Raw genomic sequence first — 23,037 nt, 5'->3', positions numbered from 1 at the left:
ATGAAAAGGTTTTTATTAGGGTTGCTGCTTACAGTAACCATGTGTACGCAGGTACACGCGCAGGCAGCTATTGCCAAACTGAAATATGAGGAAGCGGAAGAGGCATTTGCTGCCGCCGACTATGCAACTGTTTTAACAAAGCTGGAAGAAACCGAAAAGATACTCGGTGCGCCGAATGTAAAAACGTTGTACCTGCGTATTGTAGCGCAGTCAAAGCTGCTGAAAACAGAAACCTTTGTTGATGTGGAGCAGGTGCTGGAACTGAGAAAAGCCTGCCAGAACTATCTGGTGAAATACGAAAATGTAGAAGGAATAGAAGAAAAGTATAAAGAGATTTATAAAATATCGGAACTCTATAAAGCATTTGACATACCCGAGCAGGCATTGGCCAATATAGCTAAAGGCACTGCTTCGGTGGCCGATCTGGAAGCGGTGGGCGATGCTTATTACTTTGTGGAATACTACACCCGCGCAGCGGAATATTATAAAAAGGCAGCCGCCAGAAACAGTGGACTTGGCATGGCACGCCTGGGCGATTTTTACTTATCGGGCATGGGGGTAAAAGTGGACAGCGTGCAGGGTAACACATGGCTGGATAAAGCTATTGCTGCCGGCCATCCGGATGCTTTTCATACCCGTGCTTTCAGCTACCGTTATGGGGGGCAGGGGGTACCTAAAGATTCCCTGAAAGCGCAGGAGTTTTTTAAAAAGAGTTACGAAGCTGCCATGGCGCAGCCAGAAAAAGGCAATGGCGAATATTTGTATTATGCCGGCCGCGCGCTGGTGGATGCGAAAGGGGCAGATACCCTTACCGGAGTAGAGTTGCTGCAGAGAGCAGTTAACAAAGGATATAAAGAAGCCCAATATCGCCTGGGTATCATTTATATTACCGGAACCATGGTAGATCAGGATGTAAATAAAGCAGTACAACTGCTTAACCGTTCAGTTGCCAAAGGTTATATACCTGCCATGCAACGTATGGCTAGTATTTATAACAGGGGCCTGGGCAATATTTCTCAGGACTTAAACAAAGCGCTGGATTGGTTTGAGAGGACAGCAACACAGGGGGATGATTACAGTGCGTATATGGCAGGGGTAATGTATGCAGATGGAAAAGGTGTTACCCAGGACTGTGCAAAAGGAATTGCCTGGTACGAGCTGGCCGGAAAAAGGGGATATGTGAATGGCTACAATGTTATAGGTAATACATATTACTGGGGTAGTTGTGTTACAAAGGACTATGCTAAAGCGGTAAGGTATTACGAAAAAGCAGGGGCCGAAGGCCACGCTGCTGCTATGAACAATGCGGGTAATACATATTTTGCCGGGGGCAACGGGCTTACACAAAACTATGCTAAGGCGGCTGAATGGTATTTAAAAGGTGCTGCCAAAGGCAATGCCTGGTGCATGTATAATTATGGAAACATGCTGTACGATGGCAAGGGTATGACTGCCGACCAGGCCAAAGCTGCAGAGTGGTATGAGAAATCTGCCGGTTTAAACAATACAGACGCTATGGATAAACTGTACAGTATGTATTACAACGGCATTGGCGTAAAAAAGGATAAAAAGAGAGCGGAAGACTGGCAGGCAAAATCAAGCACTTTAAAGAGCAGAGAATAGTAAAATAGCTATGATTTTTTTAAAAAGTATACGTAAAAGCATTGTTTGTTTGTTATTGCTTGTGCTGGCCTTACCGGTACAGGCGCAGGAAACCATTGCCCGTTTAAAGTATGAAGAAGCCGAGGAGGCTTTTGCTGCGGGTAAATATGAAACCACGCTCGCTAAACTGGCAGAGGTGGAAAAGATGCTGAAAAGTTCCAATTCTAAAATTCTTTATCTCCGTATTATGGCCCAGGACCAGTGGTGGAAAAGTAAGCCCACGCCTGATCTGGAACTGATAGCCCGGTTAAAAAAAGACTGCGGTATATATATGGCTAAATATGAAAATCAGGAAGGGATAGAAGATAAGTTTCGCGATGTATACCGGTTGAGTGAGGCGCTGAATATTTTCTCTGTATCGGAACAAATGATTGCTAACGCCGGTAAAGGTGTGTTACAGGATATGGAGCAGCTGGCATTGTCGTATGAACTGCTGAACAACCATGAAAAAGCAATCAGCTGGTATACCAAAGCTGCTGCTGCGGGCAGTAGTAATGCCATGGTAAAACTGGTGTGGTATCATGAAGAAAGATTGATACTGAAAGGGGATGTGGTAAAAATGCACGAACTGCTGAACCGTGCCATGGCAGCAGGCAATGCACTTGCCTACGGCGTAAAAGGCAGGTTGCTGCTTACCGGGGTAGGAAGTGATATGGATACCGTTAAAGCCAATGAGGTGTTTAAACAGGGGTATGAAATAGCGTTGCCTGGTGCGGAAAAAGGTGATGTGGAAAGTATGTATGCTACAGGCGTAATTCTTGCCAACAGCGATATACCTGCACCTGTTGGTGGGGTTACCTGGCTGGAAAGAGCAGCGGAGCAGGGCCATGCCGACGCACGTTATGCAGCAGCCTGCTTTTACAGTTCCCGCAAAAGGCAGGACAGGCTCGATTCTGCCAAAGCCATGTACTGGTTTGAACAGGCAGAGCAGCATCAGGACAAGCGGATATACACGTGGTTGGGTAATATGTATTATTACCGCGCTGGTGTGGTAAAAAATAAGGCACGGGCAGAAGCTTACTACCGTAAGGGTGACTCCTGTGGGGATGCGCGTTGCGCGCGTAATCTGGGTATCATGCACTTTAACCGCGATGTTGCGGAACGTTCCGATGAAAAATCAACCACGGCGCTGTTCAACAAGGCGGTGCAGGGAGGTTGTTATAATGCATATGTATGGTTGGGTGTTATGTATCTGCAAGGAACGCATGTAAGCATAAACTATCCGCAGGCGGCAGCTTATTTTCAGAAAGGCGTAGAAGCAGGAGATGCCAACTCAATGGTATTACTGGGCTGGATGTATCAGATAGAACGGGTAGATGGTACGGCCAATTATGATAAGGCGATTGAACTGATGCAGCAGGCCATAAATAATGGCGAAGGGCTGGGCTGGGGATATCTGGCTGATATATGGATGAACAAGCGAAAGGGTATACCGGCCGATTATAACAAGGCGCTCCTTTACTATTTAAAAGGTGCCAGCCTGGGCAGCCCTTATTGTATGGGGCGCATGGCTTATTTGTTTGAGAACGGCGATGGTTTCCGTAAAAACAAGCAGGCTGCCGCGGAGTGGACGCAGAAATATAACCGGCTTAAAGAAAACTAACAACAACTCCTCAAAAATTACACAGGATGAATATGAAATGGCTGCTGGTACCGGCCCTGCTAGTAACGCTGCAGGCGTCTGGCCAGGCTACGCTGGCGAAATTAAAGTATGAAGAGGCAGAAGAAGCCTTTCAGGCAAACGACTATGCTTCGGCTTTAAAAAAGCTGGAAGAAACAGAAAAGCTGCTGGGCAGCAGCAATGCAAAAATTTTATACCTGCGTATCTGCGCGCAGGCCGGGCAGTTGAAAACAGATGTGTATCTGAACCTGGAGCAGGTTGCCAGGCTGCGGAAAAACACCACGGAGTACCTTACCAAAAATGATGGGGTGGAGGGCGTGGAGGATAAATATAAAGACGTATATAAAATTTCTGAGCGTTATAAAATGGTGGCATTGCCTGAACAGGCTTTTGCTAATATAGCCAAAGGCAATGTGGCCGATATGGAGGCAATTGCCCTGGCCAATGAAGACTATAGCAACTTTCCAAAGGCTTATGAATGGTATAGCAAGGCAGCCGCCCGGAATAGTGCTATGGCGTGCGCCCGGCTGGCCTATATGTGTATGGATGGATATGGTACAACAGCCGATGCAGACAAAGCACGGGAATGGATGGATAAGGCCATTGCAGCCAACCACCCCAGTGCTTATTATACCCTTTACCAATGGCTCAGCACAGGAAATAGCGGGTATGCAAAAGATTCGGTAAAGGCCATGGAATACCTGCGCAAAAGTTATGAAGCGGCGCTTCCGGGCGCGCAGAAAGGAAATGTTCATATGTTATTTTACGCCGGAAGGGCTTTGCTGGAAGGGCCGGAAGCTGAACGCCGGAAAGGATGGGAGCTGCTGGAAAAAGCAGTTGAAAAAGGCGATTACGATGCGGCGGAACTGCTGGGTATAAGAGCGGCTGATGGTTTGTATGTTACAAAAGATGAAGCCAAAGCGGCAGAGTATTATACACTGGCTGCGGAAAAAGGATCTTCCAGTGCAGAGTACCGCCTGGGCGAACTGTATTACGTGGGTATGGGTGGGGCACCCGATTTTGAAAAGGCCAGAGAATGGTTTGAGTTGTCCTGCGACCATGGCCAGATGGCTGCTGCCTATATGCTGGGCGTTCTGTATTACAAAGGTATGGGCGTAACGGCCGATAGGGCACGGGGGATACAGTATCTGGAACTGGCTGGCAAAAGAGGTTATCCGTCTGCCTGGGTAACCATAGGTCAGTTATACTACCAGGGAGCAGGCATTGCAAAAGATTACGCCAAAACCGCATACTATCTGCAGCAGGCTGCCGAAGCGGGCGATGCAGAGGGTATAATGCAGCTGGCGCATGTATACAGCGAGGGGGGGAACGGCCTTACACAGGATTTTTCCAAAGCTGCATTGTGGTATAAAAAGCTGGCTGACAAGGATAGTACAGAGGCCATGTATTTATATGCCAGGCTTATGTATGAAGGCCATACGGGTAAAACTTCTGAATCCATACCCTGGTTTACCAAAGCGGCTGATAAAGGGCATAAGGAGTCTATACAATATATGGTTGAAATGTACAGCAATGGCAAAGGGGATGTGAAGAAAGATAAAAAGCTGGCTAAAGAATGGCAGCTGCGTTTAATGGGCAAAGACCCCAAAGAAAGAGCACAAAAATTGACCGGCCTGTTACAGGGGATCATGTAAACTGAAACAAAAGTCTGATTAAAAATAACGCTGATCGCAAGGGGGAGAATACACCAGCCACCTGTCTTTAACAAGAGGGTGGCTTTTTTATTTAAATGTAATGATTGTCCTGTTTTTTGTAAATTTGAGATATGCAGTTACAAGTAGAAATAGGATTTGATCAGTTGGTACAGCTGGCAAAACGGCTTCCAAAAACACAGTGGAAGAAACTGAAGGAGGAAGTAGAAAAGGAAAATGTGGCAACATCTGGTGTCTCAGAGCTGGAGGAGTTGTTACTATCTGCTCCTACTTTTACTAAAAAACAACTGGAGGATATTGAAAAAAACAGGAAAGCTATTAACCAATGGCGAACAAGATAATTCTGGCAGACACTTCTGTTCTCATTGATCTATTCCGGAAAACCAACAAAGAAAACTCCCTATTAGTATCCCTTGTCCGATTGGGCTATAGTTATTCAATTTCTGCTATAACCGAATATGAAATATACGTAGGTGCCGGATTGGGCCAACTGGACTATTGGAATACATTTCTTCAAAAAACATCTGTACTTGCTTTTGATAGCGAGGTGGCAAAAGTGGCTAGTGAGCTCAACAAACAATTGAAGAAAAAACGGAAGTTAATTGATGCAGCAGATCTTTTTATTGCTTCCACGGCTATTAAATACAGACTACCACTGGCTACGTTAAACAGAAGACATTTTGAGCGGATAGATGGCTTAATCATTTTTGACTGATCTGCGAAAATATTGTTATTTCCACTTTGGAGATTGTTGCCCTAAAGCTCTCACAGTACATTTACCCGACCTATAGCAGATAACTATGAAGTTGTACAATAAACCTTTGACAAACCTTTGCGCTATACTACTTATAACCTGTGCCTCGGTTAGCGCACAAACTCCTGTTGAAACGCTACAGGCACAATACAACGGCTGTATAAAAGCCGGCCGCAATAAAACAGAATGTGCCAAACGCTGGTACCAGCAAACAGATAGCCTGCTGCAACTTACGTATCAGCAATTATGGAACCGCTGCGATAGCGCGCAGCGCTCCAATCTGGAAGATGAGCGCGAGGAATGGATGGAGCGGCGCAATGCGTTTTTTGAAGTTACCATGGCCAGATTCAGAAGAAGCAGCCCTGATGACCCTGCTGAGATGTTTGCTTCCAATATCGGTTTCATTAACAAACATATTGCTGAACTGCAATTATCTGAACCAAAGCATTATTCTCCGGAACTTTTTCAGGTAGGCATTAACGGTAAATATGAGCTGCCGGATGATCCGGGGCGGGAGGAGGATGATGACTACGTACGCAGGCTTACGGTAAGGGTGGAAGATGATGGGAATGTATTTTTTAAACTATTTATGCGTTCTGATTATGGCGGAGGAAGCAGGGCCATACTTTCTGATGTGCTTCCGCTGAAAGGAAATACCGGCGTGTATAATTACGACGCAGTAGGCGGCACCTGCAGCATTCGTTTTATCTTTAAAAGAAGGGGCGTGGTTGTTCAGTTAAATACGCCGGAGCCGGGTGTTAACTGCGTGTATGGGAGTAATATGCCCATTGATGGCTTTTACCGGCGCATATCTGCCAAACGCCCTGGTTACAGTGCTCTCTAATTTTAACTTACACCTAAATCATTGCTATGTCTTATATACAGGAACTGATTACTGCCTACGATTTGTTACCGCATCCGGAAGGAGGGTATTACAAAGAAACTTACCGCAGCGTGGAAACCATTGCAGGTATGGGGCTACCGTTCCGCTTTACCAGTCCGCGGCCTTTCAGCACCGCTATTTATTTTCTGCTGGATAAAGGTAATTTCTCTGCCTTCCACCGCATCAAAAGCGATGAGTGCTGGCATTTTTATGCAGGCCAGACCCTGCTGGTGCATGTAATTCACTTTAACGGCACTTTGGAAACCGTAAAACTGGGCAGCCGGATAGAAGAGGGCGAAGTATTTCAATACGTGGTACCCGCCCGTTGCTGGTTTGCCAGCGAACCCGCACCCGGTACGGAGTATGCTTTTACCGGATGCACCGTGGCGCCGGGTTTTGACTTTGCCGATTTTGAACTGGCCGCCGCAGAGCCGCTGGCGGCACAGTTTCCGCAGCATGAGGTATTGATAAGGCGGTTATGCCGGTAATAGTCAGCCGCCGTATACTACGCTGGCAACAAGGCTACGATGCCCTATATTTTCCTTGCAATTGTTATACATAATCGAATATTCCCGTCGCTCGGGCTGCAGTGGTACAGCCAATGGCCTTTCGTCTATAAATGGAGAGGTAACTCCGTAACCAATATGTATAAACTCCTCACCCGGCTGCCGGCAATATACAGCTACAGTATAATGGTGGTTCTTATTGAAATAGATGTATACTTTGCTGTCTGCTACTTCTACTTTTATATTGGGGCGTAGTGCTGATACATCAACAGCATACCCCTTGCACTTAATGCCCAGTTTGGCTATGGTGCCCACATCTTTACTGCCCTGACGTTTTATAATGGTGGCAACATCCCGTATTCTCTTTATAGTGCTTTTTTCAAGTGTCTCCTTATGGCTGGTAGCAGCTTTGGAGTCAATTTTTTTCTGTTCTGCGTCAACAATAGCGTTTATGTATTCCATTACCTCCTGTTCGTGAGCGGTAATGGCGGCGGGGCCCAGGCTTGTGCCTGTTTTCAGAGCAGCTTCCCGTATGTTTTCCACATAGTTTTGAAGCCATAGCAGCCTCTCCACATCAGATTTTGGAATAAAATCCTGGTATTTTTTCATGTTTCTTGCCATATAGATAACTGTTATGTTTGTTGAGTGAACTTCCCCGGTCATCGGGGAAGTTCTACGGTTTACGCAAAACACTTCCGCGATGACTGAGGAAGTGTTTCCAGCCGTAAAAAACACTTCCCCGGTAAGGGAGGAAGTATTTTCTGTCACCGGAAAAACTTCCCCGATAATGGAGGAAGCTTTTCAGGCCACCCGAAAAACTTCCCCGGTAATAGCGGAAGTGTTTTCTGCCACCGGAAACACTGCCCCAATGATGGAGGAAGTTCTTCAGGCCATAAAAAACACTTCCCCGGTTGACGGGGAAGATTTTCGGGTAATAGCATATACTTCCCCGAAAATGGAGGAAGTGTTACCAGTGTGCCGGCTTGTTCTTTTTCTCAACGGAATACTGTACCCACGCAAGCCTGCAGTATCTGCAAAGAGCTGATGGTTACTTCAGTGGATATATAGAGGATTTTAAAATGGCCGTAGTAATGTCTGCGGCTTTGGAAGTTTACTGCTATAAATGTATACAGGAATACAGACAGGTAAAAGAGAACTATTGATAAAAAGATGTTAATGTCTGCTGTTATGGAGCATGTCACGGCATACACAGCAGGTACCAGGTAGCATCCAGCAGGCTGCGAAAATGAGCAAATACCACCATCAGGCGGGTGTACTCTTCACTTTCTTCATCAGCATATTGTTCCCGTTCTTCCTCTGTATCCCATTCCAGTTCTCTTATTTTACTTTGAAACTGTATCTGGTATTCTGTGCCGGTAACAGTTACCAGTGCGTCGTATAAAACATTTACTGCATGTTTAAGGGTGATGCTTTTGAGCAGGTCTTTCAGATTCCGGTGGGGTATCTGGCCCGCAAAGTTCCAGTTCACTGCTTTTTGTTCATGCATATCCCTGCCAAACAACAACCAGCATTGATCAAAAAAGTACAGCAAAAAGCCGAAAAGTGCGGCATGTTGCTGCGCCTGTTCTTTTTCATTCCGGGGTGGGGTTTCTTCATCTCCCATCAGCCAGTGCCTGGTGGTGCGCATGGTTTCCGGTAGTTTGTTAAACTCCAGAATTACATTTTCAGGCATCAGCTGCAGCCAGCCTATCGTCTGATCTTTAAAATCCTCTACAGATTGTAATTGAAACAGGTGGGTTAATACCAGTTGGGCCTGCTGTTTGTTTTGCGTAATACCAGCCCAGGCTTCGCCTGTAGTCTGTTCGTGTTTCATTTTCTTAGTTAAAAAGGTACGGAAATCCGGCTTGCAATATACTGATGCCTTCAACGGATACAGTATCGGAAATACCTGTGGATTACCGGGTATTTCATTGTAAATAGCCGAACGCTCTGGTAAGATAGTAAAAAAAATATTCAATTATGGGTGTTTGAATATTTTAAGCTTCGTTAAACCCATTCTGCTAAAACGCTTCAAAAAACGCCTGAACCAGCATTGCCAGCCAGTTTCCCACGGTGGCGCGCCGCCGGAGGGGTACATCCCGGAAATGTGTTAGCGTTATTTCAGGTAATAATTCGTGTAGTTGTTTGCCAATACTGGTGCCTTCAGGGCCAATCAGACTATTCCAGTCGCCTTCCGGTGCAAACCATTTTTTCATTGCCGGAACGTCGCTGGTGTCGCGGAATTTTAATTTCAACAAGCCCGTGTGTATGGCTTTGGTAAGGGCTTCAGCAGAAGCAAAATGAGAAGAACTGCCGCCGCTATAGCCGGAGGCTATTGTTTCTGCTGCTTCCAGTAATGGCAGCACGCGTTGGTAAGGGGTGGCAGATGATGACATTTGTTTTATTATAAATATAGTATGTTTCCATTTTGGTCAATGATAAGGTTTTGTAAAAGCGATGTATCGTTTGTTAATTGCCGTGCTGCCAGCAGTATCCCGTAGCGGTTGCTTTGCGCGAGCATCTTGTACGTTTTTTGGTAATAGCCTTGCACTGTGTAAAATCAGTATCTTCTTTGCCGGCCGGTTTACCCATTGTTTCCCGTGGTTTTGACCGGGCAGGGGCACATACGCCGCAGGTGCCTCCCGCATTACAGTATTTACAACCGGAGCAGTTTTTACAGGCTGTACAGGAGGCAGCACCTGTACACCTGCCTGCATGGTGTTTGTTGCGGCTTTCCGGTGTGCAGAATAAGCTGAATGAAAGAAGAACAGTAATAAGGGTTTTCATATGAATGTGGTTAATGATTACAGTTAATGTGTATAGAATAACTCAGGGAGGTGCCCTGAGAATGAAGGTATTTTATTTGTAGATTATTCTGAAGTATCGGGCCCCCGATTGTGCGGATTGTAAATAAGTTTTCGTTTACGGTTTCCCGTAAGAAAAACCGTTTGGTGCTGTATAGTTTTGATATATCATAAAGATAAGATACTGTATGCGTTTTTTTTTACTGAACCCTGTATTGACTGGTAAAGTGTTACTGCGTGTTTGCCGGTTGCTTTTCAAAAGAAAGAATCGCTTGCAGGTGCTTTATGTCAGGTATACGTACCGGTATCTTTTTCAGCAGAGTTACCTGGTTATTCAATGCCGGTGTAGCAATTCGCTCTGGTTATCTGTTGCAGGATACGGTGTTTTTGCCGGTGAGTATATTGTTTTAAACCTGAGTAAACTGGCGCATAGTCAGTTGCAGCTTACGGTACAGGGGTTCTTTACTAAGCGGAAGTATTATCTGGAGGTAGAGCCCCAGTGGCACTTGCAAACCCAAACATTTAAAACTGAAATGGCTGACTGGGCGATACCCGTTGCTTTTAGTACAGATATGAAACTGACGTATATGCCTATAAAAGTATGTTCCGGAAAGATAACAGGTGTGCCTGCTATAGCCATGAAAGTGCCACCAGTTGCTTATGTACCCGCCTTATTTAACCAAGCTGATTATATATGAAAAGAGACTACAGCAAAACTGAGAAAACCAATTTTGTAGTTCGTTTTTTGTGGAGGGCTGCCGGTGGTGACCGGTACTTGTTGGAACAGGCTACTTATAGCGACAGAGTAAAATATGTATGCCTGGGTGGAATTGTATTTGCAACAGGTGCTATGGCTGGTTTAGCCGGTGGATATGCCTTTTATACCATTTTTGAACCCAGAGGTTCTGCTATAGATGATGCGGTTAGCTTGCCTACCGTAATGCTTTCCCTGGTGTTTGGGGTTGTATGGGGACTCATGATTTTTAATATAGACCGATTTATTGTTACCAGTACCGGAAAAGGCGACGGAACGGAAGCTATTACCTGGGATGAGTTGAAGGGAGCATTACCACGGATTATTATGGGCGCTATTATAGCACTTACCATTTCGAAGCCTGTAGAGATAAGAATGTTTAAAACAGAAATTGACATTAAGCTGCGCGAGAAACAACTGGAGCAGCAGACTGCCTACCAGTCGAAGGTTGATTCGGTGTATATAGACAGGGAACGTAAGCTGGAGGGAGATTTTAAAGGAATTGAAGAGCAGAGGGCTGATTTGTTGGCGCGGATAAAGACTCTTGAAAATACACGTATAATAGAAACTTCAGAAGGACATGGAGGTAGGCCAGAGGGAGAAGGGCCTGTAGCCAGAGCTTTAAAAAGAGAGCAGGAAAAACTGGAGAATGAGTTGCAGCGGTTTGACGAATTGCATGCTGCGGAACTGGCCGATTTGAATAAACGCAAACAGGAACTGAGAACTGCTAAAGAAAAAGAACGTAACAATAACGAAAAAATTGCGAATGGGCTGGATGGATTACTGGAACGTATAAAGCTTGCACATGAAATAGCCGGCGCTGTTATTACCACTTTTATTACCCTGTTATTTATGGCTATTGAACTTACTCCGGTATTTTTTAAACTGATGCTTACCAAAACTCCCTACGACTATCTGGTTGAAAATCGTGATGAGCTGATTAAAGCAGAAAATGGCATAGAGGTAAGATATGATTATTATAAAGACAAACAGGGACTGGAAAGGCATCTGATTATTAATCATGAGGCGGAGCGTGTTGTACACGAAAAAATAATGGTTACTGATATACAGAAAGAGCTTACTGCTTATGCTGTGCGGCGGTATAAGGAAAGGGAAATGGAGAAAATTGATGCAAACCTGGATTCTTATATTCAAAGTATACAAGTAGATGCGTAAACTGAAACGTATTTATCTCACGTTGGCGGGAGAAGATAACCAACTGATACAGCGGTGCAACGGGAATGCGAAGCGGACTTTTGCAGCTATACGCATACTGGTACTTACTATTTTTCTGGGTTGTTGTATCAGTGCCGGCAGTTTTATGTTTTACCTTTTTCAGGGTAATAAATGGATGGTAGTGCCAGTTGGCGTTGTGTGGGCTTTACTGGTAACCAACATGTACCTGCTACTGCTGCATACGGTAACCCCAACGCTGCTGCCGGTAAAAAACAAACTGCTGGCCCGGGCCCGGTCTTTTTTTTCCGCTGCTATGTTGTTCCGGCTTCTTTTTATGTCTTTACTGGCCATTATTATAGCGCAGCCTATTAACGTATTGTGCCTGTCGCCCTTTGTGCAAAAGAGTCTGAATAAATATAAAACTGAATACAAGGGTGAAATGACCATTGCAGCAGATAGCGCGTTGGTGGCGGGGGAGTGCAGGTGTGGGCGGGACTTACACAGGGCTGACGCGGCAACGATAACAATGGAAACACGCGGGTTGATTGAGGCGAAACATGCCTGGCTATACCGTAAAATAGCAGAAGACTCGGCCCGCTTGTTTGCTATGCAGCGTATGCTGGATAGTCTTAAACATTGGCATGGTCGCTTTTCAGATCACTGGAAACATATCTCCGACAGCGTACGGCTGCAGCTGGAAGTAGCATTGATAAAGGAACAGCAGAGTCACGCAGCGTTTTTATTGCAGTTGCAGGGGATTGATTTGGTTGATGGGGGAGAGCAGGCTGATATGTCATATACCCGATCTGCTTTGCAGAACCTGATAGTTGCCAGAATGAATAACGACAAACGTTTAAGGGTGCTGATGGAACACAGTAACTTTTACATTAAGAGAAATCAGATTATCCTTAATGAGAACCCTGTTTCCTGGATAATTACCCTGGTGGTGATTGGGGTGTTTTTACTACCTATTTATCTAAAGTATTCCATACGGAATAAAGGCATTTTTTATGATGAGAAGGAAAGGTTGGAGCGTGATATGGTGCTGGAGTATTATCGGGATTTTAAAAGTGATTACCTGCTTGCGTTCAGGCATTGTATTATGCAATACAATACCCGCAGCCGGGAAAAAATGCTGCCCTGGCTGGAGAAGGTAAGAGATATACGCCCGGATGTTTATAGTAAATTGTTGCAGCAGCTGGAAGAGACGTTGAAGGATGATGTGGAGAAGTACGAGTATTGGGCAGATCATCCTTTCAGAACTGTGCGTAAATACGATGCCTTTCCTTTATCTGAGCAATCTGATTTATTAACCCTTATTTATCCTGCTGCACTGTGACGCTGTTAGTAATACTTATTGCGGCCTTGCTTACAGGACTTCTGCTATGGTATACCCGGAAAAAGGCGTCAACAGCTGTTACCGTGACGGATGCGGTATCTGTATCTGCGCCGCATCCGGACGTAAGATTTACCCGTTTGTCTGAAACAGAAGTAGAAACTGATCCGGAGACTGGCAGGAGGTTTAAACGGGTAATGATGGAAAAAGCTACCCCCAGGTACACCTGGTTACTGGGCAGGTTGAAAGGGAAATACTGGGCGGAAGCAGAGAACGGTTCCGGAGAAAGAGATGTGTTTGTAAAACATTATCAGTTTCATATTTATGAAGTTACTTTTTGGGTAAATGAAAAAGAAGGTGTCTCCAGGGGAAAGCCGTTTGCTTTTGAAGCAGATACCGGTTTTCCAATGCATAAACTACCTGCTACCATTCCCTGCCATGTAGTTTTTGAAGGTAATGCCAGACAATTTGGTGTAGTGCTTCATCAGCCTCAGTTTTCGGGTGTGCGTTTTGTGCGTAAGCTGCAACAGGAGGAAGGAGAGGAACTGTTTGGCACCATAGAAACAGAGGCTACCGGTTATATATGGGATGATGTAACAGAGGTAAACGAAATTATTGAGTTTTTGCCTGATATAGAACCCGTAACAGTGCAGGTAGATGACATTGCAGCAGCTGGCAGCGAAAGCCATGTGCGGGTGGAGAAGCAGGGGTGGCATAGGGGTAACGGTTACAAATGGCCTGCTTTGAATACCTATAGAAGACGGGGAGCAACGGATGACTTTTTTACCCTGCTGTTCAATGGTATAGGCTGGCTGCTGTTATGCCTGTTTGTGATTGCCTTATTGCCAAGGTTATTGTTTTTGCTGCCGTTGATTGGGGCGGTAGTGTTATTCCGCATTATTCCCGCTGTGTTTTGGGAATGGCTGTTGAAAATTGTTTTTGGCGTGCTGCTATTGGGGTGGATTGGCGTGCTGTTATTTGCTGGTCGTAGCAGCACAGGTGGCAAGTCTACTGTTCCTGCTGTGGCAGACTATGATAGTGTGGTTGCTGTTCCGGATCGGCAACAGGCTTTAGAAGACGCTGCTCCCGAAGGCAGACCTATAGATACGCTTATCTGGCATTATCGTAAATGGTATGATTATAAAGGAAAGTTGTACAAGGGGCGTTATTTTATCGCTGCGAGCGACTATCGGAGTGCGCGTGCGTGGAAAAATAAGATTGCTGTAACCGGATCGGAATGCAGGGCTTATGATTATATGTTATCGTTGCTCAGGCAGCACGATGAGAAAAGGTTAACGGGGTTGTATCAGATGTTTGATAGCATTAAAGCTGCTGGTAACCTGGATTCTTTAGCCTTTGCGGAGATGATGGTCACCTGCATACAACAGATACCCTACTGCCTGGTGCTGGATAAAGATTGTAATCCTGCTCTTTATTCCGATCCCTTTATCCGCAATTATCTACGGTCTGAAAATGCTCGCTGCGACAGTTACGAACGTTTTGGCATTAACACGCCGGTAGAATTTATGGCAACAGGCAAAGGAGACTGTGATTCGCGCACTTTATTATTATATACGGTATTCAGACATTATGGTTATCAGGTGGCGGTGTTGAGCAGCGAATATTACAGTCATTCATTGTTGGGTATTCATTTGCCATTACAGGGACAGGCATACTATTATAACAATCAGCCCTATTACTGTTGGGAAACCACGGCAGCAGGTGTTCCTGCCGGTGTGTTGCCCAAAGAGGTAGCAAACCTGAAATATTGGCGTTTGTCTCTTATTTCTCAATAAATAAAAACTATGAGCAGGATAATACTATTGTTTGTGTGTGGAATAGCTGCTGTTATAGCGCTTTTGCTGGCGGTTAGATGGTTAACAGGTAAGACAAGAAAAAAGATGGGGGCTGAAGAGGTAGTGGAACTGCCGCTGGCTATATGGATAGCGTGCATTGCCGGTACGGGTTCCGTTATTATGTACCGGGTGCTGGGGGCTGTTTCGGAAGCAATTGATATATGGATGAAACTAAAGCCCGGCGAATTTTTGAAAAGTATAGCCACCAGCTGCTGCTTAATGATTGGGATAGGAATGGGATGGCTGTTGCTGCTGGCTGGTATGGCAACGGGGTTGGTTTCGCTTGTGCTGGTTACAGGTACTAAAAAAGTGAGAAAGGCAGAGGCCGATCAACTGGCGTATGCTGTTATAAAGGGAATGCTGTTGCTGGTGGTTGGTGTGATACTGCTGCCGGTGATAGATGGGCTGTTGCAGATGTGTATGCCTTCTTTTAACCTTACTTATTTTCATTAACTTTTTTTGTGCAGCCGATTACTGCTGCCGGTGTTGTAAACTGTATGTGATTTATGAGATACGTAGCTGGTTTAATTCCTGCAAAAGCAAGGGTGTTGCCTGATTATTTTAAAGGAGATCATAAGAGAAAAGAAGTCCGGAAGCCTTTGAGGAGTGGCTTGTTATGGATGATTGGACTTGTTTTTCTGATAATAGCACTGGCGGTGTTGTATCATCCTTTGCTTTCGTTGCTGTTTGCGATAACAGGATTTGTTTTAATACCACCCGGCGCCCGTTTTTTAGAAGAGAAGCTGCGTTGCAGGCTTACCGCCGCGGTAAAAGCAGTTGTTGCTGTTCTGTTGCTTGCGGTGAGTATTCCTTTGATGGGCTATTACGTAACAGCAGATAATGTAGAAGCTCATACTCAGGAATTGTTGAAGAAAAAGGAAGCAATGGAAAAGGCTGTAGCCATGCAGAAAGAGCAGCAGAGAAAGGATAGTTTACATAAGGTGCACGAAATGCAGATGGCAGATGCTTCTTCGCTTTTTACATCCGGTAAATACGCTGATGCGCTTGTGAAAATAAATGCGTTATTAAAAGATTCCAGCAATGATGAGCTGTTATACAACAGGGCGGTTTGTTACAGTAAAACAGGGAAGGTACGGGAAGCGGTAGATGATCTTAAACAGCTTTTGGGAACAGGTAATAAGAAAGCGACTGCCTTATACAATAAGGTAAATCCGGTTCGCCGGAAAATTATTGGGTATTGCACGCGCTGTTGGGATGGCTCAACTTCTGGTGCCAGTGGCAGAGGAGCATGCTCGCACCATGGTGGTGTAAAAAACTGGAATGAACCTATTTATCAGGAATACAGACAATACGAGTAATATGAATGGACACGTATATCAGGTAAGGCCTTTATATGCAGTAAGTTTTTTTCAGAAGTTATTGAGGCAGCTGCCGGAGGAGAATGCGGTAGTGGAATTAAATAACCTGCTGGCATCTACACCTGTACAGGATATTTCCCGGCAGGATATTAAAAGTATTGAGGATCGATACCGGCTTTCTTTAAAAAAAGAGTTTGCGCTGAATCTGGAGGAGTTTTATTCGGTTTATCTGAATTACTGCCTGCGGAACAGTGATTTGAATAAAACGGAGCGGGATGAGTTGTATCACCTGGCAGAAATTTTAAAGCTGGAGGAACATACTTTACAATATCTGCATACAAGAATAGGGGAGCTTGTGTATAGAAATGCATTTGCAAAAGTTATAGCCGATGGCCGTTTAAGTAACGGGGATATGGAGCTTCTGAACAGGTTGCAGCATACGTTGCAGCTTTCTAAAGCGCTTACAGAGAAAATTGCTACAGAAATGAGAGCTGCGTTTGTGCAGGAGTATGTTTCCGGAGTGATTGCCCGTATGCGTTTTTCGCCAGCTGAAGAGCGTGAACTACATGACATTTCATCCAGCTTGCATGTAGTTATTCAGTTGAGCGAACAAACTAAAAGCAGGCTTCACAAGCTGAAGTGCTATTGGGCTATAGAAAATGAGCAGCTGCCTGTAGTACATACAACCGCTGTGCTTCAAAAAGACGAAGAATGTTATTTCACCTCTTCAGGTGTACGTTGGTATGAATGGAGGGGGACCAGAAATATCCCCGGTAGTTCTGACGTGTCAATGAATTTCAGAGAGATAAAAGCATGCTACTTTAATAAAACAGGCAACGGGCGTTTCAGCTATGGTGCAGATGTTATGAAGCTGGTTGATGAAGGCACTTTGTATGTAACCAGCAAGCGGATTATTTTGGCAGGCGGCGTAAAAAACTCCGTTATAAGGCTTGACGGCATATCGGGACTTATTGCTTCCCACGAAGGAGTTGAGATAAGAAAGTCGACCGGGAAAAATGCGATTTTACGACTGGGAGAGCAGGCTGATATGTTTTGTATGCTGCTGCAACGGGTGTTGAATGATGTGAATGGAATCATCCGGTAAAAAACATATTCTAAAATAAATACTGACTATATGGATTTTAAAGACACAATTAAGCAACTGGGCGATCGTATATTAAAGCACAGAGAACTGGTGCATACCGAAGAAGCTACCAAGCATTCATTTGTGATGCCCTTTTTACAGGCATTGGGGTATGATGTATTTAACCCGCTGGAAGTAGTTCCTGAGTTTGTGGCAGACCTGGGAATTAAGAAAGGGGAGAAGGTAGATTATGCTATTATGAAGGATGGCCATCCGATTATTTTAGTGGAATGCAAACACTGGTCAGCTAATCTGGATCCGCATAACTCGCAGCTGTTTCGCTACTTTCATACCACTAAAGCCAAATTTTCTATTCTCACCAATGGTTTTGAATCGCGCTTTTATACCGATCTGGACGAACAGAACAAGATGGACGAAAAGCCGTTTTTTGTTTTTGATCTGAACGATATCCGCGACAATCATCTGGAAGAGCTCAAGAAGTTTCACAAAGCTTATTTTGACTCAGAAACCATTGTTTCTACCGCTAGCGAACTGAAATATGTAGGTCAGCTGAAGGCGCTGATGCAGGGTGAGTTTAATAACCCCACGCCCGATTTTGTCAGGCATTTTGCCAAACAGGTGTATAATGCCGGTATACTTACCCAACGCGTGCTGGATCAGTTTACCCAACTGACAAAAAAGTCTTTTCAGTTTTATATCAATGATCTGATAACCGAGCGCTTAAAATCGGCCCTGCAAAAAGAAGAAGTGGATCAGGCTTCCATTGCTGCACTGGAGAACCCTGTTGTGGAAGATGACGAAAATAAAATTGTAACAACAGAGGAAGAGCTGGAAGCATTCAGAATTGTGCGGTCTATTCTCCGCCAGCATGTGCCCGTACAAAAGGTTACTTATCGCGATGCACTTTCTTACTTCGCTATCCTGTTTGATGATAACAACCGGAAGCCTGTCTGCCGCATGTATTTTAATACCAGTAGAAAGTATATCGGGTTATTTGATGCGGAGAAGAATGAAACGAAGAAAGAGCTGAACTCGCTGGATGATATTTTCTCACATGCCGATGCGCTGGTGCAGGTAGTGTTGAACTATGCGCCGAAGGGTGGGGAGGCTTAGGGGATAAATCTACCGGTTAATAATGTTTAACCGGTAGATTGCTATTATTGTGTTATTGCATGAGAGATAGCAGTTCTGATTTTTGTAAACCAACAAAGGTATCCAGGTCAACAGTAATATCATCCAGAATGCCTGTTATATGGTTATTTATAGATTGATCTCTATATAAGCTTATTACGCTGGTAGCTGAAGATTTAAGGGGTTCGGTTAAAATAACTTCATCATCGGGCTCATCAATAAATTTGTTTCGTACTACATAACCTTCCGTTGCCAGATCATACAAAGTTTCAAAATTTTCGGGTTTGGCTATATTGAAGCAGGCTGTAAAATAAGAAAGCTCGTTATAGTAATAAGTATATTTAAGGCCTGTTGTTGTTTCTGCCAGAATTTCGTCCCGGAAAGATCGTCCTGAAGTTAAATTAAACGGTGTGAACGGAAGATTTGTTTGAAGCAGGTGCTCATTCACCTGGGTCAGGTAACAAGGGCCGGCTGCACTGCAGAATAATTGTCCATAAGAGTCAGTATCACACCCGCCCTCTGATATTCCACAGCCAACACATCTGGCTGAAGATTTTACTAAATTGTGCATAGGGTATTTGTCCGGACTTTGATATAAAAGCCTTCCCAGATAATGATGTTCTTTGTCTGTATCTCCAACTGTTGAATTTTCTTCGCTTTTAAGCCATATAATAGAAGGGGAGAAGGTAAAGTCATTTGAGTAATAACCCAATCCTCTGAGGTCAGCATAGGTTATTTTCTGGCATAAACCGTTAACGTCTGCTTCTTCAGTAGAGCTGCCTGCGGTTACTTTAAAATAGCGGTGAAGAAAATGGCTGTCATTCTCGAAAAACATGCTGATACCTTTAATACTGCCGTATTCTGTTTGGGTAGTCTCCGAATCCATATACAGGGTTATTGAGTAGGGGGCTGCCTCAATCTCCTGTATATCGCCTCCCACATTGGCCTTTAAATCGCTCAGGAGTGTTTCTATTTCATAGGAGGGCATGTTATAATAAGTAAATAGTTCCTCAGTGGATGAGGTTGGGTACAATTGAGACGTTGTTTTGGCTGCTTTATCATCAGCAGGCGCTTTCAGGTAATGGGCTGTAGAAAATGTTCGTCCTTTGCCCAGCAGTAAAAAACTTTGATAATCGTTCTTTGCGTCGTTTTTCCCGTTTTTGTTACAAGATAGGGACAAAATAAGTGATCCCAGGAGGATAAGCAGGTTTAGGTGAGTCTTTTTCATAAATATTGTTTTTTTCAATATACGAAGGCTATAGCAGATTTCAGCTATAAATACGTCTGAGTTCTTTACAAATAGCCCCAGGCTTCTGGTGGTTTTCCACTATTTTGTTGTTAGGGTGGTTTTTATGAGTGTTTTTACTCATGCAGGAAATAATTTTACCCTGATGCGAAATGTGCGAGGCGTATACCAGTTAACTGCTTTATTTTTCTGTTTTTTCTTAAATTTTGAAGGTAAGGCTCAGAATTTTTCCAATACGGGAAAAGAATTCTGGGTGGGCTACGGTACCAACTCGTTTTTTTATACGCAGGACGCTAATTTAAACAAACAGGAAATGGTGCTTTACCTGAGTACGGGAGATAAACCGGCGAAGGTAACGGTGAGTGTACCGGGCACCAGCTGGAGCAAGGCTTATACAGTACCTGCACATTCTGCCATTTCTACCGATCCTATGCCCAAAAACAGCGCAGCTGATAACGGGGCCGATGCACGTTTGACCGGTGAGGGGCTTTTTCAAAAAAACATTCATATTGTAAGTGATGTGCCTATAGGGGTGTTTGTACACACCTATGGTAACTTTTCTTCCGGTGGTACTACCTTGTTACCGGTTGAAACTTATGGCTATACTTACTTCTCATTAAATACCTCGCAGGACTATACAAACAGCTACTCCTACTTTTATGTAATTGCCAGTGAAGACAATACCGTTGTGCGTATTACCCCCTCACTTGCTACCAAAGGCGGCAGGGCGCGCAATGTGCCTTTTGATGTTACGCTGAAAAAAGGAGAGAGCTACAATGTGCTGGGGGCTCAGCAGGCGGGCACCATAGGCAATGATATGTCGGGCAGCAAAATACAGTCTGTACCTGGTACAGATGGCAGGTGCCACCCGGTTGCTGTTTTTTCCGGCAGTAGCCGTACCGGTATTTGTATGCTTGTTTTTAATGACAACAGTGGTGGAGACTTTATTATGCAGCAGGTGTTTCCGGCCAATGCCTGGGGTACGCAGTATCTTACCGCGCCCACTTCTACCACGCTAAGTACGGGGTTGCTGAATAAAAACAGGTTTCGTGTGTTTATAAAGCAGCTGGGCACAAGGGTGTTCAGAAATGGCGTTGCATTGTCAGGGCTTCAGAATAACAGTTATTACGAGTTTGAGTCGATGGTGGGAGAGAATATTACTGCTACAGGCCCTATTATGGTAGCGCAGCTGATTTTATCAGGTTTAGGCTGTGGATCGCTGGGGGCCGGAGACCCGGAAATGATTTTTCTCAGCCCAATAGAGCAGGCTATTAATAGTGTTGCCTTTTACAGTACCAGCAAAGAGGCGATTGATAAAAACTATCTTACGTTAGTGATTCCCGATAATGGGCTTGCTTCTCTGCGTATTGATGGAGGTACGGCATATGATTCTGTATATGCACATCCGGGGCTGGCTGGTTATAAGGTGGTGATAAAAGCACTTCCGCTTACACCTATGCAGCATACGGTTGCCAGCGATTCAGGTTTTACCGGCATTACGTACGGACTGGGACGCGCAGAGAGTTATGGTTATAATATCGGGTCGTACGTAAACAACCTGGCCGCAATACCAGAAATTAAGCCGGATAACAGCAACGAAACATACAGTTATGTATGTACCAAAACACCGTTTCATTTATCGGTTAAAACCATTTACCAGGCTACTGCCATTACCCTGCATTTTAGCCGGGTAACAGATATTGTACCTGCTACAGATGTTACAATTACCAATCCCGTTCCATCGGGTACTGCCGTTATAAAAGGTAAAACGTATTATATATACGACTTGCCGGATAGTTACACGTTTACCAGAGGGGGAGAGCATGTGGTGCCCTTATCGGTTACTGCGCCATCTATTGATAATTGCAGCCAGAGTGAAATACTGAATATTACTATACCGGTACATCAGGGGCCGGGCGCTGATTTTACAGCGCCATCTGTTTGCGAGGGTGAGGAGGTTACTTTTAATTATGTACCCAAAAGCCCGGACGCTGGTTTTTCGCAATGGCTTTTTGGAGATGGTACCAGCAGCAAGGTATTAACGCCGGTGAAGAAATATGATGATGGCGGTACTTACCAGGTAACGGTGCAGGTAGTGCGGGATTATGATGGCTGCTGGGGCGATACTACCAAACCACTGGTGATAAAACCGGCACCCGATGTGGCTTTTCAATTGCCTGCACGTATTTGTATGCCGGGTGGCGAAGCCACTTTTACCAATAGTACTACTGTACCGGGCAATGCCAATGCGGCTATTAGTTGGCGCTGGCAGTTTGGAGATGATGGTATGGCTACTACTAAGCAGCCTGTTTACCGGTATGCTGCGGCGCGTGATTATACGGTAAAGTTATACGCGGCTTCTGCCGGCTGTGCAGATTCTCTGTCGCTGCCGCTTCCGGCATCTGTATTTGCCAATACACCTGTGCCGGATTTTATGTTGGCTGATACAGCGTTTTGTTCCAACGGAGCCGCCGGCTTTACAGATAACAGTACTTACGATAAAACCCTGCCAGCCACCTGGGCCTGGCAACTGGGCGATGGTACTACAGGCACCGGCAGCAATGTTACTAAAAACTATACCCAGGCTGGTACCTACAATGTATCTATGGTAATAACTGCAGGCGGCTGTACAGCCGAAGCGGTGCGTAAACCGGTTAGGGTTTATAACCCGCCGCGTGTAGATGCGGGTGCTGAAGTGATTATTTCGGCAGGGGAGAAGGCTTTGTTAAAAGCAGTAGTAAATGAGGCGGATGCAAAAATAGCATGGTCGCCAGCAGACCAGCTTACCGGGGGCAATACTTTGCAGCCCGTGGCAACGCCCATGCTGGATCAGTTGTATTATGTTACTGCTACCGGTAAAGCAGGGTGCAGCAGTAAGGATAGTGTATGGGTAAGAGTATACAATGATATAAGGGTTCCGAATGTGTTTACCCCTAACGGAGATGGTATCAACGATTTCTGGGAGATAAAGGGGATGCAATCATACAGCAGGGCCACACTGGATGTGTACAACCGGTATGGGCAGCTGGTATATCGTAAAACAGGCGGCTATGGTACGCCGTGGAACGGAACCGGTACAGGAGGCAATTTGTTGCCTGCCGGTACTTATTATTATGTGCTGCAGCCGAATGCTAATGGCTACGGTAAAATTACCGGCCCGGTTACCATTATCCGCTAGCAGGCTAGCGGTTTTCCACTATTTTCTAATCAG

General features: G+C 44.9%; 22 protein-coding genes. 17 read left to right on the top strand and 5 right to left on the bottom strand.

What is annotated here, in order from left to right:
* From IEY13_RS09355 to IEY13_RS09325, 7 genes are all read left to right on the top strand, one after another.
* A complete protein-coding gene (locus tag IEY13_RS09355; protein WP_188951713.1) occupies positions 1–1,623 on the top strand; it encodes a tetratricopeptide repeat protein in 1,623 nt (540 codons plus the stop codon).
* A 10-nt stretch (positions 1,624–1,633) separates the two neighbouring features.
* Positions 1,634–3,265, top strand: coding sequence for a tetratricopeptide repeat protein (locus IEY13_RS09350; RefSeq protein WP_188951712.1), 1,632 nt, complete (start codon positions 1,634–1,636; stop codon positions 3,263–3,265).
* 26 nt (positions 3,266–3,291) lie between these two features.
* Positions 3,292–4,938 (top strand): tetratricopeptide repeat protein, encoded by a 1,647-nt coding sequence (locus IEY13_RS09345; protein WP_188951711.1) that lies wholly within the window; start codon positions 3,292–3,294, stop codon positions 4,936–4,938.
* A gap of 131 nt (positions 4,939–5,069) precedes the next feature.
* Positions 5,070–5,297 (top strand): hypothetical protein, encoded by a 228-nt coding sequence (locus tag IEY13_RS09340; protein ID WP_188951710.1) that lies wholly within the window; start codon positions 5,070–5,072, stop codon positions 5,295–5,297.
* A complete protein-coding gene (locus IEY13_RS09335) occupies positions 5,282–5,671 on the top strand; it encodes a type II toxin-antitoxin system VapC family toxin (RefSeq protein WP_188951709.1) in 390 nt (129 codons plus the stop codon). Before IEY13_RS09340 ends, IEY13_RS09335 begins: the two co-directional genes overlap by 16 nt.
* 85 nt (positions 5,672–5,756) lie before the next feature.
* A complete protein-coding gene (locus IEY13_RS09330; protein WP_188951708.1) occupies positions 5,757–6,554 on the top strand; it encodes a lysozyme inhibitor LprI family protein in 798 nt (265 codons plus the stop codon).
* A 26-nt stretch (positions 6,555–6,580) separates the two neighbouring features.
* Positions 6,581–7,081, top strand: coding sequence for a cupin domain-containing protein (locus tag IEY13_RS09325; RefSeq protein ID WP_188951707.1), 501 nt, complete (start codon positions 6,581–6,583; stop codon positions 7,079–7,081).
* A 3-nt stretch (positions 7,082–7,084) separates the two neighbouring features.
* Here the strand turns inward: IEY13_RS09325 and IEY13_RS09320 are convergent, their stop codons facing one another.
* Complete coding sequence (locus IEY13_RS09320) at positions 7,085–7,720, bottom strand: hypothetical protein (protein WP_188951706.1); 636 nt, start codon at positions 7,718–7,720, stop codon at positions 7,085–7,087.
* A 79-nt stretch (positions 7,721–7,799) separates the two neighbouring features.
* On the opposite strand from IEY13_RS09320, the gene IEY13_RS09315 reads away from it, so the two are divergent.
* Positions 7,800–8,144 (top strand): hypothetical protein, encoded by a 345-nt coding sequence (locus IEY13_RS09315; RefSeq protein ID WP_188951705.1) that lies wholly within the window; start codon positions 7,800–7,802, stop codon positions 8,142–8,144.
* 153 nt (positions 8,145–8,297) lie between these two features.
* Here the strand turns inward: IEY13_RS09315 and IEY13_RS09310 are convergent, their stop codons facing one another.
* The 3 genes from IEY13_RS09310 to IEY13_RS09300 all read right to left on the bottom strand — a co-directional run bounded on the left by IEY13_RS09310 (position 8,298) and on the right by IEY13_RS09300 (position 9,886).
* Positions 8,298–8,933: a hypothetical protein gene (locus IEY13_RS09310; protein WP_188951704.1), complete on the bottom strand. Its 636-nt coding sequence runs from the start codon at positions 8,931–8,933 to the stop codon at positions 8,298–8,300.
* Between the two features lie 187 nt (positions 8,934–9,120).
* On the bottom strand, positions 9,121–9,495 hold the full coding sequence (locus IEY13_RS09305) for a hypothetical protein (RefSeq protein WP_188951703.1): 375 nt from the start codon (positions 9,493–9,495) through the stop codon (positions 9,121–9,123).
* A 73-nt stretch (positions 9,496–9,568) separates the two neighbouring features.
* Positions 9,569–9,886 carry a DUF5763 domain-containing protein gene (locus tag IEY13_RS09300; RefSeq protein ID WP_188951702.1) on the bottom strand — a complete coding sequence of 106 codons (318 nt, stop codon included), beginning with the start codon at positions 9,884–9,886 and terminating at the stop codon, positions 9,569–9,571.
* A gap of 205 nt (positions 9,887–10,091) precedes the next feature.
* Here IEY13_RS09300 and IEY13_RS09295 point away from each other — a divergent pair, with 205 nt between their 5' ends.
* The 8 genes from IEY13_RS09295 (at position 10,092) to IEY13_RS09260 (ending at position 18,562) form a co-directional block, all read left to right on the top strand.
* Positions 10,092–10,601 (top strand): hypothetical protein, encoded by a 510-nt coding sequence (locus IEY13_RS09295; RefSeq protein WP_188951701.1) that lies wholly within the window; start codon positions 10,092–10,094, stop codon positions 10,599–10,601.
* Complete coding sequence (locus IEY13_RS09290) at positions 10,598–11,833, top strand: DUF4407 domain-containing protein (protein ID WP_188951700.1); 1,236 nt, start codon at positions 10,598–10,600, stop codon at positions 11,831–11,833. Before IEY13_RS09295 ends, IEY13_RS09290 begins: the two co-directional genes overlap by 4 nt.
* Positions 11,826–13,172 (top strand): DUF4407 domain-containing protein, encoded by a 1,347-nt coding sequence (locus IEY13_RS09285; RefSeq protein WP_188951699.1) that lies wholly within the window; start codon positions 11,826–11,828, stop codon positions 13,170–13,172. The genes IEY13_RS09290 and IEY13_RS09285 overlap by 8 nt, the downstream gene beginning before the upstream one ends.
* Positions 13,173–13,255: 83 nt before the next feature.
* Positions 13,256–14,965 carry a hypothetical protein gene (locus IEY13_RS09280; RefSeq protein WP_188951698.1) on the top strand — a complete coding sequence of 570 codons (1,710 nt, stop codon included), beginning with the start codon at positions 13,256–13,258 and terminating at the stop codon, positions 14,963–14,965.
* Positions 14,966–14,974: 9 nt separating this feature from the next.
* Positions 14,975–15,478, top strand: coding sequence for a hypothetical protein (locus IEY13_RS09275; RefSeq protein WP_188951697.1), 504 nt, complete (start codon positions 14,975–14,977; stop codon positions 15,476–15,478).
* A gap of 53 nt (positions 15,479–15,531) precedes the next feature.
* On the top strand, positions 15,532–16,344 hold the full coding sequence (locus tag IEY13_RS09270; RefSeq protein ID WP_188951696.1) for a hypothetical protein: 813 nt from the start codon (positions 15,532–15,534) through the stop codon (positions 16,342–16,344).
* A complete protein-coding gene (locus IEY13_RS09265; protein ID WP_188951695.1) occupies positions 16,307–17,449 on the top strand; it encodes a hypothetical protein in 1,143 nt (380 codons plus the stop codon). The genes IEY13_RS09270 and IEY13_RS09265 overlap by 38 nt, the downstream gene beginning before the upstream one ends.
* 30 nt (positions 17,450–17,479) lie before the next feature.
* A complete protein-coding gene (locus tag IEY13_RS09260; protein ID WP_188951694.1) occupies positions 17,480–18,562 on the top strand; it encodes a type I restriction endonuclease in 1,083 nt (360 codons plus the stop codon).
* Positions 18,563–18,614: 52 nt separating this feature from the next.
* Here the strand turns inward: IEY13_RS09260 and IEY13_RS09255 are convergent, their stop codons facing one another.
* Positions 18,615–19,808 (bottom strand): hypothetical protein, encoded by a 1,194-nt coding sequence (locus IEY13_RS09255; RefSeq protein WP_188951693.1) that lies wholly within the window; start codon positions 19,806–19,808, stop codon positions 18,615–18,617.
* Positions 19,809–19,971: 163 nt separating this feature from the next.
* Here IEY13_RS09255 and IEY13_RS09250 point away from each other — a divergent pair, with 163 nt between their 5' ends.
* Positions 19,972–23,004, top strand: coding sequence for a PKD domain-containing protein (locus IEY13_RS09250; protein WP_188951692.1), 3,033 nt, complete (start codon positions 19,972–19,974; stop codon positions 23,002–23,004).
* Positions 23,005–23,037 lie beyond the last annotated feature (33 nt).

Origin of the sequence: Filimonas zeae, assembly GCF_014641615.1 — a bacterium.
Lineage (GTDB): Bacteria > Bacteroidota > Bacteroidia > Chitinophagales > Chitinophagaceae > Filimonas > Filimonas zeae.
The sequence above is the reverse complement of the archived record's forward strand: the minus strand, read 5'-3'. Positions and strand labels throughout refer to the sequence as shown.

Bases quoted from the DNA above. Each gene is read 5' to 3' on its own strand.
- IEY13_RS09355 (WP_188951713.1), top strand. From the start codon at position 1: ATGAAAAGGTTTTTATTAGGGTTGCTGCTTACAGTAACCATGTGTACG.
- IEY13_RS09350 (WP_188951712.1), top strand. From the start codon at position 1,634: ATGATTTTTTTAAAAAGTATACGTAAAAGCATTGTTTGTTTGTTATTG.
- IEY13_RS09345 (WP_188951711.1), top strand. From the start codon at position 3,292: ATGAATATGAAATGGCTGCTGGTACCGGCCCTGCTAGTAACGCTGCAG.
- IEY13_RS09340 (WP_188951710.1), top strand. From the start codon at position 5,070: ATGCAGTTACAAGTAGAAATAGGATTTGATCAGTTGGTACAGCTGGCA.
- IEY13_RS09335 (WP_188951709.1), top strand. From the start codon at position 5,282: ATGGCGAACAAGATAATTCTGGCAGACACTTCTGTTCTCATTGATCTA.
- IEY13_RS09330 (WP_188951708.1), top strand. From the start codon at position 5,757: ATGAAGTTGTACAATAAACCTTTGACAAACCTTTGCGCTATACTACTT.
- IEY13_RS09325 (WP_188951707.1), top strand. From the start codon at position 6,581: ATGTCTTATATACAGGAACTGATTACTGCCTACGATTTGTTACCGCAT.
- IEY13_RS09320 (WP_188951706.1), bottom strand. From the start codon at position 7,720: ATGGCAAGAAACATGAAAAAATACCAGGATTTTATTCCAAAATCTGAT.
- IEY13_RS09315 (WP_188951705.1), top strand. From the start codon at position 7,800: ATGACTGAGGAAGTGTTTCCAGCCGTAAAAAACACTTCCCCGGTAAGG.
- IEY13_RS09310 (WP_188951704.1), bottom strand. From the start codon at position 8,933: ATGAAACACGAACAGACTACAGGCGAAGCCTGGGCTGGTATTACGCAA.
- IEY13_RS09305 (WP_188951703.1), bottom strand. From the start codon at position 9,495: ATGTCATCATCTGCCACCCCTTACCAACGCGTGCTGCCATTACTGGAA.
- IEY13_RS09300 (WP_188951702.1), bottom strand. From the start codon at position 9,886: ATGAAAACCCTTATTACTGTTCTTCTTTCATTCAGCTTATTCTGCACA.
- IEY13_RS09295 (WP_188951701.1), top strand. From the start codon at position 10,092: ATGCGTTTTTTTTTACTGAACCCTGTATTGACTGGTAAAGTGTTACTG.
- IEY13_RS09290 (WP_188951700.1), top strand. From the start codon at position 10,598: ATGAAAAGAGACTACAGCAAAACTGAGAAAACCAATTTTGTAGTTCGT.
- IEY13_RS09285 (WP_188951699.1), top strand. From the start codon at position 11,826: ATGCGTAAACTGAAACGTATTTATCTCACGTTGGCGGGAGAAGATAAC.
- IEY13_RS09275 (WP_188951697.1), top strand. From the start codon at position 14,975: ATGAGCAGGATAATACTATTGTTTGTGTGTGGAATAGCTGCTGTTATA.
- IEY13_RS09270 (WP_188951696.1), top strand. From the start codon at position 15,532: ATGAGATACGTAGCTGGTTTAATTCCTGCAAAAGCAAGGGTGTTGCCT.
- IEY13_RS09265 (WP_188951695.1), top strand. From the start codon at position 16,307: ATGAACCTATTTATCAGGAATACAGACAATACGAGTAATATGAATGGA.
- IEY13_RS09260 (WP_188951694.1), top strand. From the start codon at position 17,480: ATGGATTTTAAAGACACAATTAAGCAACTGGGCGATCGTATATTAAAG.
- IEY13_RS09255 (WP_188951693.1), bottom strand. From the start codon at position 19,808: ATGAAAAAGACTCACCTAAACCTGCTTATCCTCCTGGGATCACTTATT.
- IEY13_RS09250 (WP_188951692.1), top strand. From the start codon at position 19,972: ATGCGAAATGTGCGAGGCGTATACCAGTTAACTGCTTTATTTTTCTGT.